This is a genomic window from Inquilinus sp. (assembly GCF_039594555.1).
GTDB lineage: Bacteria > Pseudomonadota > Alphaproteobacteria > DSM-16000 > Inquilinaceae > Inquilinus.
The window spans coordinates 1-18944 of sequence record NZ_JBCNNF010000001.1; the positions used below are offsets into that span (position 1 = coordinate 1).

Consider the following 18944-nt stretch of genomic DNA (forward strand, 5'->3'; position numbering starts at 1 on the left):
CTCCTTGCCGCACCAGTGGCGGATCTCGTGGCTCTCGAAGGGCAGACGCGAGATCACGGCGACGCCGTTGTAGCCCTTCATCCCGGCGATCGCGATGTGGCGGTAGCCGAGGTCGACGAAGGGCTGGTGCGGGAAGCTGTGGTCCGGGGTCTTGGTCTCCTGCAGGCAGACGATGTCGGGCGCGGCCTCGTCGATCAGGCGCAGCACCAGCTCCTGGCGCAGGCGGACGGAGTTGATGTTCCAGGTGGCGATGCGCATGGGGAGCCCTTCGGGAGACGAGGCCGCGACCCTAGAGCAGTTCCGGCCGGGATGGAATCACCGGCTCTGCTGCGGCCCCGGCACATCCTCGCAGTCGTCGTAGCCAGGCTCGCACTCGGCCTCGTCCTCGGGGCGGATGCGCGGGTCCAGCTCGGCCGGGGCGGGGCTGGAGCCGGCGGCCAGGCCGACGAACTGCTCCGCCTCGCCGGCCGCGACGCGGCCGCGCCGGGCCATGCGCCACAGCACGAAGCCGGCGAAAGCCCCGACCAGCACCGCGACATAGACGAACAGGGCGTCCGGCCCGAACCGCTCCATCGCCACCGTCGCCGCCAAGGGCCCGGCGGAGGAGCCGATCGACCACAGGATCAGCAGCGTCCCGGCCAGCGGCACGTAGTCCTGCGGCTTGGCGTGGTCGTTGGCATGGGCGACCGACAGCGGGTAGATCGCCTCCGCCATGCCGCCCCACAGCGCGAACAGCACGATCAGCAGGGTGAAGCTGCCGGCGCCGGCGGCGATGCTGCCGATCGCGGCGACGATGGTGCACAGCGACGCGCCCAGGATCACCCAGCGCCGGTCGATCCGGTCCGACAGCCAGCCCAGCGGCCATTGGCACAACAGTCCGCCGATCTGGGTCGCCGCCATCAGCGTCGCGATCTCGGCGGTGGAAAAGCCGCGATGCACGCCCCAGACCGGGGCCACGCCCTGTAGCGTCGCCGCCACCAGCCCGACCACGACGCAGCCGACCGCGCCGACCGGGGAGTTGCGGTAGGCCTTGCGCAGGATCGGCCGGATCCGGTGCGGCACGCTGGGGTGGCGCGACCGGGTCAGCGTCACCGGGATCAGCGCCAGGGTGAAGGCGGCCGAGGCCAGGACGAAGGGCAGCACGTCGCGGGTGTCGACGACGGTCAGCAGGGCCTGGCCGGCGCCCAGCGCCAGCATCACCACGACGACATAGCTGGTCAGGATGCGGCCGCGCAGATGCCGCGGCGTCAGCTCGTTCAGCCAGCTCTCGGCCACCATGAAGAGGCCGGCGGAGCAGAAGCCCATGGCCAGGCGCAGCAGGACCCAGCCGGGCAGGCCGACGGTCCAGGGCAAAGCGAGGCCGGCGAGGCAGGACGCGGCGGCGAAGGCGGAGAAAGCGCGGATATGGCCGACCAGCCGGATCAGCCGACCCACCACCAGGCAGCCGGCCAGGAAGCCGACGGCGCTGGCGGCCACCACCAGCCCGACCCGGTCGGCCGGCAGCCCGGCCTCGGTCAGCCGGATCGGCACCAGCGTGGCGAACACCCCCTGGCCGAGCGAGACGATGGTGATGCCGGCGAGGATCGCCGCGACGGCCAGGAGCGGGCTGAGCATGGCCGACTCTAGCCTGCCGGAGCGGGCCGCCGCCAGCGCCGGCGGAGGGCGCCGGGACGGCGGGCGCCATGCCCGGCGCGAATGCCGCGGCGGCGGCCGGTTTTGTCGCCTTGACGGGACCCCGGAGCGTCACTAAGGTGCGCGCCGCTTGAGGTGGGGGTGGCCGCCGCCCGAAAGGGTGTCCGACGAAGTGACCCAGAACGACCAAAACCCGCCGCCGCCGCTTTCGGATTTCGACCGTCGCCTCCAGCAGGCGAAGGCGAAGCTCCCGGGGGCGGGGCGCGAGAAGGGCGGGAATGATGGGCGCGATGTCGGCCGTGCTGGCATGGCCGCCGGCTTCCGTATCGCGGTGGAGCTGCTCGCCGCGATCGTGGTCGGTGCCGGAATCGGCTGGGGTCTCGACCAATGGCTCGGCACACGGCCCTGGTTGTTGATTCTGTTCTTCATCCTGGGTGCGGTGGCCGGCTTGATGAATGTCTACCGGACCGGCGTCGAGCTGGACCGGGCGGCAAAGGCGAAGCGGGCCGCCGACCAGGCGGAGCGAAACCGGGGCGGGAGATAAGGCGTGGCGTCGCCAACCGAGCAATTCCAGATCGAAAAGATCCTGCACGTCGACATCGGCGGCCTGGATCTCTCCTTCACCAACTCGTCGCTCTTCATGGTGATCGCCGCGGGCGTCGCCTCCGCGGTGCTGTTCTTCGGCGGCAGCCGCCGGGCCCTGGTGCCGGGCCGGCTGCAATCCTTCGCGGAGATGCTGTACGAGCTTGTCGCCAACATGATCCGCGACAATGCCGGCAAGGAGGGGATGAAATACTTCCCCTTCATCTTCACGCTCTTCGTCTTCATCCTGTTCGGCAACGTGATCGGGATCATTCCCGGCACCTTCACCTTCACCAGCCACATCATCGTCACCTTCGCCCTGGCCTTCGTGGTCTTCCTGGGCGTGACGGTGATCGGCTTTGCGCGGCACGGCGCCGGCTACCTGCGGATGTTCTTCCCGCATGGCGCGCCGCTGTGGACCGCGGTGATCCTGGTGCCGGTCGAGCTGATCTCCTACCTGTCGCGGCCGATCAGCCTCTCCGTCCGTCTGTTCGCCAACATGACGGTCGGCCACGTGCTGCTGAAGGTCATCGGCGGCTTCGTCGTCGCGCTCGGGATCGGCGGCATCGTGCCGTTCGCCTTCCTGGTGCCGCTGACGCTGCTCGAGCTCTTCATCGCCGTGCTGCAGGCCTACATCTTCGCCATTCTCAGCTGCGTCTATCTGCACGACGCGCTGCACCTTCACTGACGGATCGCAAGCCCGCGACCGTTGCGTTCCACCAACAACCCATCCATCCAAAGGAAAAGACCATGGAACTCGTTGCTGCTGCCAAGTTCATCGGCGCGGGCCTCGCTGCGATCGGCATGATTGGCGCCGGCATCGGCGTGGGCAATGTGTGGGCCAGCTACATCGGCGCGCTCGCCCGCAACCCGGCCGCCAAGGAAGAGATCGGCGCCAGCATCTGGATCGGCTTCGCCGTGACGGAAGCCATCGCGCTGTTCGCGCTGATCGTCGCGCTGATCTCGCTGTTCGCCTGACGGTCTCGCTGCCTAACGTCATGGGCCGGCCGCAGCTCTAGAGCTCTAGCGGCCCCGGGGCCGGCCCGGCAGGGGGAGTCAGATGCCACAGTTCAATCCCGAGTGGTTCGCGTCGCAGATCTTCTGGCTCGCGATCGTCTTCATCGCGCTGTACTGGCTACTGTCGCGCCGGCTGCTGCCGCGGCTGGCCGAGACGATCGACCAGCGCGCCGCGAAGATCGCCGGCGACCTGGAGCGTGCCGAGGCTGCGCGCGGCGAGACCGAGGCGGTCAGCCAGGCCTATGAGGCCGCGCTGGCCAAGGCCCGCGGCGAGGCCCAGGCGGCCATGGCCGCGGCGAACCAGGAGATCGCGGAACTGACGGCGCGCCGCCAGGCCGCCTTCGCCGCCGAGCTCGCGTCGCGGACCGCCGAGGCCGAGGCCCGGATCGGCAAGATCCGCGCCGACCTCAAGGCCGATGCCCGCGACATCGCCGCCGAGGTGGCCGGTGTCCTGGCCGCCAAGCTGACCGGTGCCGCGCCGGACCAGGCCGCGGTGACCGCCGCGGTTGACGGCGCGCTGGGAGGCGCCCGATGAGCGTTCTCGACACCATCGCCAGCCACCTGTTCATCGGCGCGGCCTATGCGGCCGAAGGCGCCGAGGGCGGGGACCATGGCGGCTCCGAGACGGTCGAGCTGATCCTCGCCGCGGCGCTGCTGGTGCTGCTGATCCTGCTCGCGGTCAAGGCCCGCGCCTCGATCCTCGGCGTGCTGGACAAGCGCACCGAGAAGATCCGCGAGGATCTGGCCGAGGCCGAGCGGCTGCGCAGCGAGGCGGAGGGTCATCTCGCCCAGGCGCAGGCGCGCCAGCGCGAGGCGGCCGCCGAGGCCGCGGCGATCATCGAGCGGGCCAAGCACGATGCCCAGCGCCATCGCGAGAAGGCGGCCGTGGACATCGAGGAGGCCATGAAGCGGCGCGAGGCCATGGCGCTAGAGCGCATCGCCCAGGCCGAGGCCCAGGCGCTGGCCGAGGTGCGGTCGACCGCCGTCAACGTCGCCGTCTCGGCGGCGCGCGACCTGGTCGGCCGGCAGATCTCGTCCGACCCGGCCAAGGGCTCGGCGCTGCTCGACGAGGCGATCGCGGATCTCGGCGGCAAGCTGCACTGATCCCTGCCGTATCCTGACACGGACGGGCCCGGCATCAGCCGGGCCCTTTCGCTTTGGGCCCGCTGCCCTTATGGTCCGGGCCGATCACGTCTCCAGGGCATCCGATGAGCACTCCCCAGGACCATATCCGCAACTTCTCGATCATCGCCCATATCGACCACGGCAAATCGACCCTGGCGGACCGGCTGATCGAGCGGTGCGGCGGCATCGAGCAGCGCGAGATGAAGGCGCAGCTGCTGGATTCGATGGATATCGAGCGGGAGCGCGGCATCACCATCAAGGCGCAGACCGTGCGCCTGACCTATGCCGCCCGTGACGGCGAGACCTATCAGCTGAACCTGATGGACACGCCCGGCCATGTCGACTTCGCCTATGAGGTCAGCCGGTCGCTCGCCGCCTGCGAGGGCTCGCTGCTGGTGGTCGACGCCTCGCAGGGCGTCGAGGCGCAGACCCTGGCCAATGTCTACCAGGCGATCGACGCCAACCACGAGGTGGTGCCGGTCCTCAACAAGATCGACCTCCCGGCCGCCGAGCCCGATCGGGTGAAGCAGCAGATCGAGGATGTGATCGGCCTCGACGCGTCGGACGCGGTGCCGATCTCGGCCAAGACCGGCCTCGGCATCGACGACGTGCTGGAGGCGATCGTCCATCGCCTGCCGCCGCCGAAGCAGGCCGACCCGGACGCGCCGCTCAAGGCGCTGCTGATCGACAGCTGGTACGACCCCTATCTCGGCGTCGTCATCCTGGTGCGGGTGGTCGAGGGCACGCTGAAGGTCGGCCAGAAGGTCCGCTTCATGGCGACGGGTGCGGCGCGCGAGCTGGATCGTGTCGGCTACTTCACGCCGAAGGCGGTGCAGGTGCGCGAGCTGGGGCCGGGCGAGGTCGGCTTCGTCACCGCCGGCATCAAGGAGATCGTCGAGACCAAGGTCGGCGACACCATCACCGAGGATCGCCGGCCGGCTGCCGCGCCGCTGCCGGGCTTCAAGCCCTCGGTCCCGGTGGTGTGGTGCGGCCTGTTCCCGACCGATTCGGGCGATTTCGAGCGGCTGCGCGACAGCCTGGGCAAGCTCGCCCTCAACGACGCCAGCTTCCATTTCGAGGCCGAGACCTCGGCCGCGCTGGGCTTCGGCTTCCGCTGCGGCTTCCTGGGCCTCTTGCATCTCGAGATCATTCAGGAGCGGCTGGAGCGCGAATTCGACCTCGACCTGATCACCACCGCGCCGTCGGTGGTGTACAAGCTGCATTTGACCAACGGGTCGGTGATGGACCTGCACAACCCGGCCGACATGCCGGAGGTGATGCAGATCGACCGGATCGACGAGCCCTGGATCAAGGCCACGATCATGCTGCCGGACGAGTATCTCGGCGGCATCCTGCAGCTGTGCACCGAGCGGCGCGGCGAGCAGGTGGAGATGACCTATGTCGGCGGCCGGGCCATGCTGGTCTACCGCCTGCCGCTGAACGAGGTGGTGTTCGACTTCTACGACCGCCTGAAGTCGATCAGCCGCGGCTATGCCAGCTTCGACTACCAGATCGACAGCTACCGCGAGGGCGACCTGGTGAAGCTGTCGATCCTGGTGAACCAGGAGCCGGTGGACGCGCTGGCGATGATCGTCCACCGCAGCCAGGCCGACCGGCGCGGCCGGCACCTGTGCGAGCGGCTGAAGGAGCTGATCCCGAAGCAGCTGTTCAAGATCGCCATCCAGGCGGCGATCGGCGGCAAGGTGATCGCCCGCGAATCGATCTCCGCCCTGCGCAAGGACGTGCTGGCCAAGTGCTATGGCGGCGACGTCAGCCGCAAGCGCAAGCTGCTGGACAAGCAGAAGGAAGGCAAGAAGCGGATGCGCCAGTTCGGCGAGGTCGAGATCCCGCAGAGCGCCTTCATCGCCGCGTTGAAGATGGGCGACCAGTAAGGGCGACGCCCGGTTTTCGCTCTGCTGTTGCCGCCATACCCGTCATCGCGAGCCCCGCAGGGGCGTGGCGATCCAGTGGCACCGGCCTATGGATCGCCACGCCCCTGCGGGCTCGCGATGACGATTCGAGAATATCGGGAGCCGTGCCTGGTGGGTTGTTGCCGGGTCCCATAGTCCCTCTGCGACGGAACCGTTCTCCCGCTCCGCTGTTGCATTCAGGCATCCTCGTGATGCGCGCCGCAACTCCCGGGAGGGCCCCGTCATGGCGACCGAGATCGAGCCGGTGATCGTCTATGAGGAGGACGGGCGGCAGAAGCTGTTCAGCCGCGCCGACGAGCTGGTGGACTGGCTTGGCTCCCTGTTCCAGACCGTTTCCGACGACCACAGCGTCGAGCATGAGCGGGCCGGGCTGAAGCGCGAAGAGGTGCTCGGCCGCATCGACGCCCTGCTCAGGGACCTCAAGGGCGACATCGCCGCCGGCAAGCCGCGGATCAGCTTGGCCACCCGCAGCGAGGCCGCCGGCCTCGTCGCCGCCTTCCGCACCGTGCATCCGCCCACCGGCAAGCTGCCTTAGCCGGCGGCGCTCCCGATTCGTTTCCGCTGCGTTCGCGCTGCGTTTCGGTTAGCCTTCCGGGGTCGGTCCATCGCGACTCACCCGGAGACCTGCCATGCCGCTCGACCGCCGCCATTTCCTGGCCTCGGCCCTTGCCGCCGTTCCGGCGCTGCCGCTGCTCGGCGCCCTGCCGCACCCCGCCCTGGCCCGGGCCGTGCCCGCCGCCGGGCCGGTGCCCGGCCTCTACCGCTTCAAGGTGGGGGCCTTCGAGGTGACCAGTATCAATGACGGGATGCTGACCATCGCGCTCGACCAGTTCCCCGCCGCCGACCGCGCGGGGGCGGAGGCGCTGCTGCAGCGCGCCTTCCAGCAGCCCGCGGCGATCCCGACCGCGGTCAACGCCTATCTGGTCAACACCGGCGACCGGCTGGTGCTGATCGACACCGGCACCGCCACGGCAATGGGGCCTGCGCTCGGCAAGGTCGGCGCCAACCTCAAGGCTGCCGGTATCGACCCGGCCGATATCGACCTGGTGGTGCTGACCCACATGCATCCGGACCATGCCAACGGCCTGGTCGACCCCGCCGGCGCCGCCGTGTTCGGCAAGGCCCATCTGGCGGTGGCCGAGGCGGAATACGCCTTCTGGACCGATGACGGCATCCTGTCCCAGGCCCCGGCCGGGGTGCAGCCCTTCTTCCACATGGCCCGGGCGGCGGTGAAGCCCTATGCCGGGCCGGACCGCGTCACCCGCTTCGGCAAGGAGGCTGAGATCATCCCCGGCATCCGCGTCCTGGCGGCGCCGGGCCACACCCCCGGCCACAGCATGGTCGAGGTCACGTCCGGCACCGACCGGCTGCTGATCTGGGGCGACATCGTCCACGCCGCGTCGCTGCAATTCGCCAGGCCGGACTGGGCGATCAACTTCGATGTCGACCAGCAGACGGCGATCGCCAGCCGCAAGCGGGTGCTGGACCAGGTCGCTTCCGACCGGGTGCTGATCGCCGGCGCGCATCTGGCCTTCCCGGGCATCGGCCATGTCGGCCGGGCCGGCGAGGGCTATGAGTTCGTGCCCGCCTTCTGGCAGTCCTGACGCCGGGAGCGGGAGCCGAGCCGTCCGATCGCACCGAGCCCCATTGCATCGTCCCGGCTGATACGCCGTGACGGCATTGGTCGGTGCCGCCCCCGATGGCGATGATGCGCCCGCCGGAGGGGGCTGCCGCCGATCCGGAAAGGTGCGATCGATGGATGCGATGACGACGAAGCCCGCGCGCGCCGCGCCGGTGGTGCATGCGGACGGGCTGCCGGTGCCGCGCCGCTACGGCGCGATGCTGACGATGTCGATCGCCATCGCCATGTCGGTGCTGGACATCGCCATCGCCAACACCGCGCTGCCGACCATCGCCGCTGACCTGCAGGCCAGCCCGGCGGCCTCGGTCTGGGTGGTCAACGCCTACCAGCTGGCGCTGGTGGTGTCGCTGCTGCCGCTGGCGGCGCTGGGCGAGATCATCGGCTACCGCACCATCTATATCGGCGGGCTGGTGCTGTTCACCATCGCCTCGGTGGTCTGCGCCATGGCCTGGTCGCTGCCCAGCCTGACCGCGGCGCGGGTGCTGCAGGGCTTCGGCGCCAGCGGCATCATGAGCGTGAACGCGGCGCTGATCCGCTTCATCTATCCGAACCGGCTGCTGGGCCGCGGCATCGGCTTCAACACGCTGATCGTCGCCATCTTCTCCGCCCTCGGCCCCACCGTCGCGGCCGGCATCCTGGCTGTCGCCTCCTGGCAATGGCTGTTCGCGATCAACCTGCCGCTGGGCCTGATCGCCCTGGCCGTGGCGGTGCCGACCCTGCCGCACACCAACCGCTCGGGCCACCGCTTCGACGCGGTCAGCGCCCTGCTGAACGCCGCCGCCTTCGGCCTGCTGATCATCGCCATCGGCGAGGCCGCACATGAGGCGTCGCCGCTGGAGGTCGGGCTGGAGCTGGCGGCCGCCCTGGTCTTCGGCGGGCTGCTGCTGCGCCGGCAGGCGGCGCATCCGGCGCCGATGCTGCCGCTGGACCTGTTCCGGCGGCCGATCTTCGCCCTGTCGGCAGTCACGGCCGCCTGCTCCTTCGCCACCCAGGGCCTGGCCTTCGTGGCGCTGCCCTTCTACTTCCAGACCGTGCTGGGCCGCAGCGAGGTCGAGACCGGCCTGCTGATGACGCCCTGGCCGCTGGTGGTGGCGGTGATGGCGCCGATCGCCGGCCGGCTGTCCGACCGCTACGCCGCCGGCATCCTGGGCGGCATCGGCCTGGCCATCCTGTGCGCCGGCATGGTGCTGATGGCCCTGATGCCGACGCAGCCGAGCGTGTTCGACATCTGCTGGCGCATGGCGCTGTGCGGCTGGGGCTTCGGCTTCTTCCAGGCGCCGAACCAGAAGGCGCTGCTGGCGGCCGCGCCGCCGCACCGCGCCGGCGGCGCCAGCGGCATCGTCGCCCAGGCCCGCCTGCTGGGCCAGACCGTCGGCGCCGCGCTGGTGGCGCTGTGCTTCAGCCTGGCCGGCACCCAGGGCGGCCCGGCGTTGGGCTTGGCGGTGGGGGCGGGCTTCGCCGGCCTGGCCAGCATCGCCAGCTTCCTGCGCCTGATGCATGACGACCCGAGCCGCCGGCCGCATCCGGTCGAGTCCATGGACCTGGAATGAGGCCCTACCGCTCCGCCGGGAAGACGAAGGGCGGGGGCAGGCGCAGGGTCAGCGCGTCGCCGACCGACACCGCCGGCAGGTCCGGGGTGTAGCGGTCGGCCTCGATCCGGATCGGGTCGGGCGACAGCGGCGTCTCCGCCTCCACCGTCACCGTGGTGGCGCTGTGCAGCACCCGCCGTGCGGTGCCGGCCACCAGCCGGTCGCCTGCCGCGCCCGCCGGCAGCAGCCGGATGGCACGCGGCCGGATGTCGGCGATGGCCCGGCTGCCGGCGGCTAGGCCACGGGTGTCGGCCGGCAGGCGCAGCCCCGCCACCTCCACCGTGTTCGTCTCGGCCACCGTGCAGGGCAGGCGGTTGACGTCGCCGAGGAAGCTGGAGACGAAGGCCGTGGCCGGGGCGTCGACCAGCGCCGCCGGGCTGCCCTGCTGCTCGATCCGCCCGTCGCGCATCACCACCACCTGGTCGGCCAGCTCCAGCGCCTCCTCCTGGTCATGGGTGACGAACAGGCTGGTCAGGCCGGTGCGGTCATGCAGCTCGCGCAGCCACACCCGCAGCTCCTTCCGCACCTTGGCGTCGAGCGCGCCGAACGGCTCATCGAGCAGCAGCAGCTTCGGCTCGATCGCCAGCGCCCGGGCCAGCGCGACCCTCTGGCGCTGGCCGCCGGACAGCTGGCGCGGGAAGCGTCGGCCGAGGCCGGGCAGGTGCACCAGGGTCAGCAGCTCCTCGACCCTTCTCTGGATCTCCGCCTTCGCCGGCCGGGTGGCACCGGGCCGCACCTGCAGGCCGAAGGCGATGTTGCCGAACACCGTCATGTGCCGGAACAGGGCGTAGTGCTGGAACACGAAGCCGATGCGGCGGCGGCGCGGCGGCACGGCGGCGATGTCGGCGCCGTCGACCAGGATCTGCCCGGCATCCGCCCGCTCCAGCCCCGCGACGATGCGCAAGAGGGTGGTCTTGCCCGAGCCAGAAGGGCCGAGCAGGGCGACGAAGGCGCGGTCCGGCACCTCCAGCTCGATGCCGTCGAGTGCGAAAACCGGGCCGAAGCGCTTGGTCAGGCCATGGATGGCGATCGGCATCAGCTCTCCGCGGACTCAGTGCGGTCCGACCGGAACCGCCATTCGAGCAGGGTCTTCAGCACCAGCGTCACCAGCGCCAGCCCGGCCAGCAGCGAGGCGACGGCGAAGGCGCCGACGAAATTGTACTCGTTGTAGAGGATCTCGACCTGCAGCGGCATGGTGTTGGTCTGGCCCCGGATATGGCCGGAAACGACGGAGACCGCTCCGAACTCGCCCATCGCCCGGGCGTTGCAGAGGAGGACGCCGTAGAGGAGGGCCCATTTGACGTTGGGCAGCGTCACCCGGAAGAAGGTCTGCCAGCCGCTGGCGCCCAGCAGCACCGCTGCCTCCTCCTCATCCGTTCCCTGCTCCTGCATCAGCGGGATCAGCTCGCGCGCCACGAAGGGCAGGGTGACGAAGATGGTGGCGATCACCAGCCCGGCGACGGTGAAGATCACCCGGATGCCGTGTGCCTCCAAGAAGGGCCCGAACCAGCCATTGGCGCCGAACAGCAGCACATAGATCAGACCCGAGATCACCGGCGAGACCGAGAAGGGCAGGTCGACGAAGGTGGTCAGCAGGCTCTTGCCCGGGAATTCGAACTTGGCGATGGCCCAGGCGGTGGCCAGGCCGAACACGGTGTTCAGCGGCACGGCGATGGCCGCGACCGTCAGGGTCAGGCGGATCGCCGCCAGCGATTCGTCGCTGCCAATGCCCTCGAGATAGGCGTCGACACCCTTGCGCAGCGCCTCGGTCAGCACCACCGCCAGTGGCAGCACCAGGAACAGGACGAGGAAGACCACGGCGATGGCGATCAGGGCCAGGCGGATGCCCAGCGGCTCCTCCCACGGCCTGTCGGCGGGCTTCAGCCGGGTGCGCGCGGCCGCCAGGGTGCGGGTCAGTCCGCCCATTTGCGGCTCCAGCGCTGCAGCAGGTTGACCACCAGGATGATGACGAAGGCCGCCAGCAGCATCACCGACCCGATGGTGGCGGCGCCGGCATAGTCGTACTCCTCCAGCCGGATCACGATCAGCAGCGGCGCGATCTCCGACACGCCCGGGATGTTGCCGGCGATGAAGATGACCGAGCCGTATTCGCCGACCGCGCGGGCGAAGGCCAGGATGAAGCCGGTCAGGATCGCTGGCGACAAGAGCGGCAGCACCACCCGTCCCACCACCTGCCAGCGCCGCGCGCCGAGGGTGGCCGCCGCCTCCTCGATCTCGCGATCCAGGTCCTCCAGCACCGGCTCCACCGTCCGCACCACGAAGGGCAGGCCGATGAAGACCAGGGCGATGAAGATGCCGGGCGGGCCGAAGGCGGCCTTGATGCCGATGTCCATCAGCGGCCCGCCGAGCCAGCCTTTCGGAGAATACAGCGACGCCAGCGCGATGCCGGCCACCGCCGTCGGCAGGGCGAAGGGCAGGTCGATCAGCGCGTTCATCAGCGGCCGGCCCCAGAAGCGGTAGCGCGTCACCACCCAGGCCACCAGCGTGCCGAACACGACGTTGACGGCCGCGGCCGCCAGGGCCAGGCCGAAGCTGATCTTCAGCGCCGCCAGGGTGCGCGGCGAGGACACCACCCGCCAGACGCCCTCGACCCCCAGCTCCCAGGGCCGGATGACCAGCGCCGCCAGCGGCAGCAGGACCAGCAGCGCCAGATAGGTGAGCGAGAAGCCCAGGGTCAGCCCGAATCCCGGCAGCACGCCGACATGGCGCGCCGCCGGGGGCGGGCTTTCCCTAGCTCTTTCGGTAGATCTGATCGAAGGTGCCGCCATCCGAGAAATGCGTCTTCTGTGCTTTCTGCCAACCGCCGAAGATCGGGTCGTCGACGGTGAACAGGTTAACAGCGGGGAAGGCGTCCTTGTACTTCGCCGCGACCTCGGCCGAGCGCGGGCGGTAGAAGTTCTTGGCCGCCAGCTCCTGCCCCTCGGGCGAGTACAGGAATTCGAGATAGGCCTGCGCCACGGCGCGGGTGCCGCGGGCGTCGACCACCTTGTCGACCACCGCCACCGACGGCTCGGCCAGGATCGAGACCGACGGCACGACGATGTCGAACTCGTCCGGCCCCAGCTCCTTCACCGCCAGGAAGGCCTCGTTCTCCCAGGCGATCAGCACGTCGCCGATGCCGCGCTGGACGAAGGTGGTGGTGGAGCCGCGGGCGCCGGTGTCCAGCACCGGGACGTTGGCATAGATCTTCTGCACGAAGTCCTTGGCCGTCTGTTCGCTGCCGCCGGGCTGCTTCAGCGCATAGCCCCAGGCGGCGAGGTAGTTCCAGCGCGCCCCGCCCGAGGTCTTCGGGTTCGGGGTGATCACCTGGACCCCCTCCTTGGCCAGGTCCGGCCAGTCCTTGATGCCCTTCGGGTTGCCCTTGCGCACCAGGAACACGATGGTCGAGGTGTAGGGGGCGCTGTTGTCCGGCAGGCGCTTGATCCAGTCCTTGTCGATCAGCCCCTTGGCGGCGATGGCGTCGACGTCATAGGCCAGCGCCAGGGTGACGACATCGGCCTGCAGCCCGTCGATCACCGAGCGCGCCTGGGCGCCGGAGCCGCCATGCGAGGCCTCGATGGTGAGATTGTCGCCGGTCTTCGCCTTCCATTGCTCGGCGAAGGCGGCGTTGACCTGCTTGTACAGCTCGCGCGTCGGGTCGTAGGAGACGTTGAGCAGCTTGACGTCGGCCGCATGCGCCGTGGCCGAAGCCAGTGCGATGGCCGCCGCGGCCAGCAGCCGAGTGGTCATGATCCGCATGACTCGACCTCCGATATTCCTTGGGTTGGAGCATATGGCGGCGTTCGCGCACAGTAAGGCGGGGAACTGTGGCGAACGCAATCTCTATTTCACATCAAATGTCACTGATAAGATCGAAAAATTAACAGAATGAATATGATGTTTGAATGTTCGCTTCATTCGTTTTCGCACATGCGAAGCCCGTTGCAGATGAAATCCTGCGCATTCGCAGCGAATTCCGATTGCATCGCACCCGGACCGCAGGCAGATTTTCGTTTACGAAGATCGAAAGCGGCGCGGCCGCGGGCAGAGGCGGGGAAACGTGGCAGAGGTGTACGACCTCCTGGTCATCGGCGGCGGCGTCAACGGCGTCGGCATCGCGCGCGACGCGGTGGGGCGCGGCCTGTCCGTCCTGCTCTGCGAGAAGGCCGACCTGGCCGGGGCCACCTCCTCGGCCTCGACCAAGCTGATCCATGGCGGGCTGCGCTATCTCGAATATTACGAGTTCCGGCTGGTGCGCGAGGCGCTGATGGAGCGCGAGGTGCTGCTGCGCGCGGCGCCGCACATCATCCGCCCGCTGCGATTCGTGCTGCCGCACGACCGGTCGATGCGCCCGGCCTGGATGGTGCGCATCGGCCTGTTCCTCTACGACCATCTCGGCGGCCGCAAGATCCTGCCGCCAAGCCGCGGCCTGCGGCTGCGCGGCGGCCCCATCGGCCGGGTGCTGAAGCCGCATCTGACGCGTGGTTTCGAATATTCCGACTGCTGGGTCGACGACGCCCGCATGGTGGCGCTGGCGGCGCTGGACGCGAAGGAGCGCGGGGCCGAGATCCTGACCCGCACCGCCTGCGTCGCCGCCCGGCGCGAGAACGGGCTGTGGGTGGCGACGCTGCGCGGCGCCGACGGCAGCGAGCGGCAGGTCACGGCCCGCGGCCTGGTCAATGCCGGCGGCCCCTGGGTCAAGCATGTGCTGAACGACACGGTCGGCCTGCCCGGCGCCTCCAGCGTGCGGCTGGTCAAGGGCAGCCACATCGTCGTGCCGAAGCTCTACGATGGGCCCGAGGCCTTCATCCTGCAGAATGACGACCGGCGCATCGTCTTCGTCATCCCCTATGAGGGGAAATTCTCGCTGATCGGCACCACCGACCTCGACTACCAGGGCGACCCGGCCGGCGTCGGCATCACGGCGGAGGAGACGGTCTATCTGTGCGAGGCGGTCGGCCGCTGCTTCGCCGCCGGCCCGACCCCGGACGACGTGGTCTGGAGCTATGCCGGCGTGCGGCCGCTCTACGATGACGGGTCGTCCAGCGCGTCGGAGGCGACGCGGGACTATGTGCTGGAGCTGGACGCGCCGCAGGGCCAGCCGCCGGCCCTGTCGGTGTTCGGCGGCAAGATCACCACCTTCCGCCGCCTGTCCGAGCATGCGCTGGAGAAGCTGGCGCCGGTCATGGGCATCAAGGGCGCGCCCTGGACCGCTTCGGCGCCTCTCCCCGGCGGCGACATTCCGGACGCCGATTTCGAGGGCTTCCTGGTCAAGCTGCGCGCCGCCCGGCCCTGGCTGCCGGAGCCGCTGGCCCGCCGCCTGGCCCGTGCCTACGGCACCCGGATCGACCGGCTGCTGGGATCGGCGCAGAGCCTGGAGGATCTCGGCCGCGACTTCGGCGCCGGCCTGACCGAGGCGGAACTGGACTACCTGGTCGATCAGGAATGGGCGCGCACCGCCGAGGACGTGCTGTGGCGCCGGTCGAAGCTGGGGCTGCACATCCCGGCCGAGGCGCACGGCGCGATCGATGACTGGCTCAGGGCCCGCAACTCCCGTCCCGTGGAAAGGGCCGCGTCGTGACGCTCGTTCTCGAAGGCGTGACCAAGGATGTCGGGGCGGAGACCCATATCCATCCGCTCGACCTCGTGCTGGAGCCGGGCACGCTGACTGTGCTGCTGGGCCGCACCCAGGCCGGCAAGACCACGCTGATGCGGCTGATGGCGGGGCTGGAGCGGCCGAGCCGCGGCCGGGTGCTGGCCGATGGCCGTGACGTCACCGGCACCTCGGTGCGCAGCCGCGACGTCGCCATGGTCTACCAGCAGTTCATCAACTATCCGTCCAAGACGGTCTACGACAACATCGCGTCGCCGCTGCGCCTCAAGGGCCTGGGCCGGGCCGAGATCGACCGCAAGGTGCGCGAGACCGCGGCGATGCTGCGCATCGACCGGTTCCTGGAGCGGCTGCCGGGCGAGCTGTCGGGCGGCCAGCAGCAGCGCACCGCCATCGCCCGCGCCCTGGTCAAGGATGCCGGGCTGCTGCTGCTGGACGAGCCGCTGGTCAATCTCGACTACAAGCTGCGTGAGGAGCTGCGGGCCGAGCTGTCGGAGATCTTCCGCCGCGGCCGGTCGGTCGTGGTCTACGCCACCACCGAGCCGGCCGAGGCGCTGATCCTGGGCGGCCGCACCGTCGTGCTGGACGAGGGAAGGCTGCTGCAGCAGGGTCCGACCGTGGAGGTGTTCCAGCACCCGGCCTCGACCAAGGTGGCCGAGGTGTTCAGCGACCCGCCGATGAACATCGGCCCGGCCGAGGTCAGCGGCAATGTCTTGCTGCTGGGCGATGGCGTCGCCGTGCCGCTGGCCGGGCACCTGGCCGGCCTGGCCGCCGGGCCCTGCACCGTCGGCGTGCGGCCGGGCCATCTCCGCCTCGGCGCGGCCGGGCCGGGCGAGGCCTCGATGACCGCGCCGGTCGAGCTGGCGGAGATCAGCGGGTCGGAGACCTATGTCCATTTCCATTTCGGCGGCCGGCCCTGGGTGGCGCAGCAGCCCGGCGTGCAGAAGTATCCTCTGGGCGAGCCGGTGACGGTCGCGCTCGACCCCGCCCGGATCTACGTCTTCGACCCGGCCGGGCGGCTCGCCGCCGCGCCGGCCCGGACCAGGTGACAGCATGGCGCGCATCGACCTCAAGGCCCTGGCGCACAGCTACAGGCCAAACCCGACGGATCCGGCCGACTACGCGCTGCGGCCGATGGACATGGTCTGGCAGAGCGGCCGCGCCTATGCGCTGCTCGGGCCCTCCGGCTGCGGCAAGACCACGCTGCTGAACATCATCTCCGGCCTGGTGACGCCCAGCCAGGGGCAGATCCTGTTCGACGGCCGCGACGTCACCCAGGCGTCGCCGGAACAGCGCAACATCGCCCAGGTGTTCCAGTTCCCGGTGGTCTACGACACCATGACGGTGGCCGAGAACCTGGCCTTCCCGCTGCGCAACCGCAAGCTGCCGAAGCCGGAGATCGAGGCCCGCGTGGCCGAGGTTGCCGAGATGCTGGAGCTGACCTCGGTGCTGAAGCGCCGGGCCCGCGGCCTGGACGCCGACCAGAAGCAGAAGATCTCGCTCGGCCGGGGCCTGGTGCGCAAGGACGTCGCCGCCATCCTGTTCGACGAGCCGCTGACCGTCATCGACCCGCATCTGAAATGGCAACTCCGGCGCAAGCTGAAGGAGGTGCACGAGCAGGTGCGGACCAGCCTGATCTACGTCACCCACGACCAGCTCGAGGCGCTGACCTTCGCCGACGAGGTGATCGTGATGTATGACGGCCAGGTGGTGCAGCTGGGCACCCCGCAGGAGCTGTTCGAGCGGCCGGCCCACACCTTCGTCGGCTATTTCATCGGCAGCCCCGGCATCAACCTGCTGCCCTGCGTCGTCGACCAGGGCGACGCGGTGATCGAGGGTGGCCGCATCCCGCTGTCGGCCCCGGCGCGGCAGGGCGTGGAGGCCTTCCTGGCCGGCGGCGCCGGCACGCTGGAGCTGGGCATCCGGCCGGAGTTCCTGGAGGTCGCGGACAGCGGCGTGCCGGCCACGGTGGCCGGGGTCGAGGACCTGGGAACCCACCTTATCGTGACGCTGCGGCTGGGCCCGGCGACGGTGAAGGCCAAGCTGGCCGAGGGCCGCAGCCTCGGCGGCGACACCGTGTTCCTGCGCTTCCCGCCGGAGCGCACCCTTCTCTATGCCGACGGCAGGCTGGTGGGCTGAGCGATGGACAAGACCCGCAACAACGCCGCCTGGTTCCTGGTCGTCCCGGTCGTGCTGCTGGTGGCGTTCAGCGCCATCATCCCGCTGATGACGGTCGTGAACTATTCGGTGCAGGACATCTTCGGCCCCGGCCAGGGCGTGTTCGTCGGCACCGAATGGTTCGAGCAGGTGCTGCAGGACGACCGGCTGCAGGCGGCGCTGGGCCGGCAGATGATCTTCAGCCTGTGCGTGCTGCTGATCGAGATCCCGCTCGGCGTGCTCGTCGCGCTGTGCATGCCGGCGCGGGGCTGGGCGGTGTCGGTCACGCTGGTCGTGCTGGCGCTGCCGCTGCTGATTCCCTGGAACGTGGTCGGCACGATCTGGCAGATCTTCGCCCGGCCCGACATCGGCCTGGCCGGCGTGCTGATCAACCGCCTGGGCATCGACTACAACTACACCGGCGACCCGTTCGACGCCTGGATCACCGTGCTGGTGATGGATGTCTGGCACTGGACGTCGCTGGTCGCGCTGCTGGGCTATGCCGGGCTGCGCTCGATCCCCGACGCGTTCTACCAGGCGGCGCGGATCGACGGCGCCTCGCGCTGGGCGGTGTTCCGCTACATCCAGCTGCCGAAGATGATGGGTGTGCTGCTGATCGCGGTGCTGCTGCGCTTCATGGACAGCTTCATGATCTACACCGAGCCCTTCGTGCTGACCGGGGGCGGGCCCGGCAACGCGACGACGTTCCTGAGCCAGGAGCTGACCAAGATGGCGGTCGGCCAGTTCGACCTGGGGCCGGCGGCGGCGTTCTCGATCATCTACTTCCTGATCATCCTGCTGTTCTCCTGGCTGTTCTACACGGTCATCACCAATCTCGGGAAAGCCGACGCGTCATGAACCGCCGCACCCGTGCCGTCATCCTGATCGCGTACATGGTCTTCCTGGCCCTGCCGATCTACTGGCTGGTCAGCATGTCGCTGAAGCAGAACCAGGAGATCCTGTCCGGCTTCACGCTGTTCCCGCAGAGCATCACCTTCGCCAACTACGCCACCATCTTCACCGACCGGTCCTGGTATTCGGGCTACATCCATTCGATCACCTACGTGCTGATGAACATGGTGATCTCGGTGCTGGTGGCGCTGCCGGCGGCCTATGCCTTCAGCCGGTACCGCTTCGTCGGCGACACCCACATGTTCTTCTGGCTGCTGTCGAACCGGATGTCGCCGCCGGCGGTGTTCCTGCTGCCCTTCTTCCAGCTCTATTCCGCCTTCGGGCTGGTCGACACGCCCTATGCCGTGGCGCTGGCGCATTGCCTGTTCAACGTGCCGCTGGCGGTGTGGATCCTGGAAGGCTTCATGTCCGGCGTGCCGAAGGAGATCGACGAGACCGCCTATATCGACGGCTACTCCTTCCCGCGCTTCTTCCTGACCATCTTCGTGCCGCTGATCCGCGGCGGCATCGGCGTCACCGCCTTCTTCTGCTTCATGTTCTCCTGGGTCGAGCTGCTGCTGGCGCGGACCCTGACCTCGGTCGAGGCCAAGCCGATCGCCGCCACCATGACCCGCACGGTCAGCGCCGCCGGCATGGACTGGTCGCTCTTGGCCGCCGCCGGCGTGCTGACCATCGTGCCCGGCGCGATCGTGATCTGGTTCGTCCGCAACTACATCGCCAAGGGCTTCGCCCTGGGCCGGGTGTGA

At 69.6% G+C, this 18944-nt stretch carries 20 protein-coding genes; 14 read left to right on the forward strand and 6 right to left on the reverse strand.

The genetic code is table 11. The annotated features are described in order from the left end of the window. Both ABDW35_RS00005 and ABDW35_RS00010 read right to left on the reverse strand, forming a co-directional pair. Window positions 1-258: endonuclease/exonuclease/phosphatase family protein (locus ABDW35_RS00005; protein ID WP_343711780.1), on the reverse strand; the 258-nt coding region annotated here is incomplete at its 3' end. Window positions 259-315: 57 nt separating this feature from the next. Beyond that, window positions 316-1614, reverse strand: a complete 1299-nt coding sequence (locus tag ABDW35_RS00010; protein ID WP_343711781.1) for an MFS transporter — start codon at window positions 1612-1614, stop codon at window positions 316-318. A gap of 190 nt (window positions 1615-1804) precedes the next feature. On the opposite strand from ABDW35_RS00010, the gene ABDW35_RS00015 reads away from it, so the two are divergent. From ABDW35_RS00015 to ABDW35_RS00055, 9 genes are all read left to right on the forward strand, one after another. Then, a complete protein-coding gene (locus ABDW35_RS00015; RefSeq protein ID WP_343711782.1) occupies window positions 1805-2176 on the forward strand; it encodes an AtpZ/AtpI family protein in 372 nt (123 codons plus the stop codon). 3 nt (window positions 2177-2179) lie between these two features. Further along, a complete protein-coding gene (locus ABDW35_RS00020) occupies window positions 2180-2902 on the forward strand; it encodes a F0F1 ATP synthase subunit A (RefSeq protein WP_343711783.1) in 723 nt (240 codons plus the stop codon). 62 nt (window positions 2903-2964) lie between these two features. Then, window positions 2965-3192 carry an ATP synthase subunit C family protein gene (locus tag ABDW35_RS00025; protein ID WP_034834648.1) on the forward strand — a complete coding sequence of 76 codons (228 nt, stop codon included), beginning with the start codon at window positions 2965-2967 and terminating at the stop codon, window positions 3190-3192. 82 nt (window positions 3193-3274) lie between these two features. Beyond that, on the forward strand, window positions 3275-3766 hold the full coding sequence (locus tag ABDW35_RS00030) for a F0F1 ATP synthase subunit B' (RefSeq protein ID WP_343711784.1): 492 nt from the start codon (window positions 3275-3277) through the stop codon (window positions 3764-3766). Continuing rightward, window positions 3763-4335: a F0F1 ATP synthase subunit B gene (locus ABDW35_RS00035; RefSeq protein ID WP_343711785.1), complete on the forward strand. Its 573-nt coding sequence runs from the start codon at window positions 3763-3765 to the stop codon at window positions 4333-4335. The genes ABDW35_RS00030 and ABDW35_RS00035 overlap by 4 nt, the downstream gene beginning before the upstream one ends. Before the next feature lie 104 nt (window positions 4336-4439). Then, window positions 4440-6248, forward strand: a complete 1809-nt coding sequence (gene lepA, locus ABDW35_RS00040; RefSeq protein ID WP_343711786.1) for a translation elongation factor 4 — start codon at window positions 4440-4442, stop codon at window positions 6246-6248. 262 nt (window positions 6249-6510) lie between these two features. After that, on the forward strand, window positions 6511-6822 hold the full coding sequence (locus tag ABDW35_RS00045; RefSeq protein ID WP_343711787.1) for a hypothetical protein: 312 nt from the start codon (window positions 6511-6513) through the stop codon (window positions 6820-6822). Between the two features lie 94 nt (window positions 6823-6916). Next, entirely contained in the window at window positions 6917-7891 is a 975-nt protein-coding gene (locus ABDW35_RS00050) for an MBL fold metallo-hydrolase (RefSeq protein ID WP_343711788.1), read from the forward strand. Between the two features lie 160 nt (window positions 7892-8051). Beyond that, window positions 8052-9479 (forward strand): MFS transporter, encoded by a 1428-nt coding sequence (locus ABDW35_RS00055; protein ID WP_343711789.1) that lies wholly within the window; start codon window positions 8052-8054, stop codon window positions 9477-9479. A 4-nt stretch (window positions 9480-9483) separates the two neighbouring features. Here ABDW35_RS00055 and cysA read toward each other — a convergent pair whose 3' ends face one another. From cysA to ABDW35_RS00075, 4 genes are read right to left on the reverse strand one after another with little or no spacing between them, the layout of a single operon-like run. Then, the gene (cysA, locus tag ABDW35_RS00060; protein WP_343711790.1) at window positions 9484-10554 is read right to left on the reverse strand and encodes a sulfate ABC transporter ATP-binding protein; all 1071 of its coding nucleotides are present in this window, start codon (window positions 10552-10554) and stop codon (window positions 9484-9486) included. Beyond that, complete coding sequence (gene cysW, locus ABDW35_RS00065; protein ID WP_343711791.1) at window positions 10554-11444, reverse strand: sulfate ABC transporter permease subunit CysW; 891 nt, start codon at window positions 11442-11444, stop codon at window positions 10554-10556. The genes cysA and cysW overlap by 1 nt, the downstream gene beginning before the upstream one ends. Further along, window positions 11432-12235, reverse strand: coding sequence for a sulfate ABC transporter permease subunit CysT (gene cysT, locus ABDW35_RS00070; RefSeq protein ID WP_343711792.1), 804 nt, complete (start codon window positions 12233-12235; stop codon window positions 11432-11434). Before cysT ends, cysW begins: the two co-directional genes overlap by 13 nt. Window positions 12236-12269: 34 nt before the next feature. Continuing rightward, window positions 12270-13268 carry a sulfate ABC transporter substrate-binding protein gene (locus ABDW35_RS00075; protein WP_343711828.1) on the reverse strand — a complete coding sequence of 333 codons (999 nt, stop codon included), beginning with the start codon at window positions 13266-13268 and terminating at the stop codon, window positions 12270-12272. Between the two features lie 310 nt (window positions 13269-13578). Here ABDW35_RS00075 and glpD point away from each other — a divergent pair, with 310 nt between their 5' ends. From glpD to ABDW35_RS00100, 5 genes are read left to right on the forward strand one after another with little or no spacing between them, the layout of a single operon-like run. Next, window positions 13579-15099 carry a glycerol-3-phosphate dehydrogenase gene (gene glpD, locus ABDW35_RS00080; RefSeq protein WP_343711793.1) on the forward strand — a complete coding sequence of 507 codons (1521 nt, stop codon included), beginning with the start codon at window positions 13579-13581 and terminating at the stop codon, window positions 15097-15099. Continuing rightward, the gene (locus tag ABDW35_RS00085; protein WP_343711794.1) at window positions 15096-16178 is read left to right on the forward strand and encodes an ABC transporter ATP-binding protein; all 1083 of its coding nucleotides are present in this window, start codon (window positions 15096-15098) and stop codon (window positions 16176-16178) included. Before glpD ends, ABDW35_RS00085 begins: the two co-directional genes overlap by 4 nt. Window positions 16179-16182: 4 nt before the next feature. Beyond that, window positions 16183-17268 carry an ABC transporter ATP-binding protein gene (locus tag ABDW35_RS00090; protein ID WP_343711795.1) on the forward strand — a complete coding sequence of 362 codons (1086 nt, stop codon included), beginning with the start codon at window positions 16183-16185 and terminating at the stop codon, window positions 17266-17268. Window positions 17269-17271: 3 nt separating this feature from the next. Continuing rightward, window positions 17272-18144, forward strand: coding sequence for a sugar ABC transporter permease (locus ABDW35_RS00095; RefSeq protein WP_343711796.1), 873 nt, complete (start codon window positions 17272-17274; stop codon window positions 18142-18144). Then, entirely contained in the window at window positions 18141-18944 is an 804-nt protein-coding gene (locus tag ABDW35_RS00100) for a carbohydrate ABC transporter permease (RefSeq protein WP_343711797.1), read from the forward strand. Before ABDW35_RS00095 ends, ABDW35_RS00100 begins: the two co-directional genes overlap by 4 nt.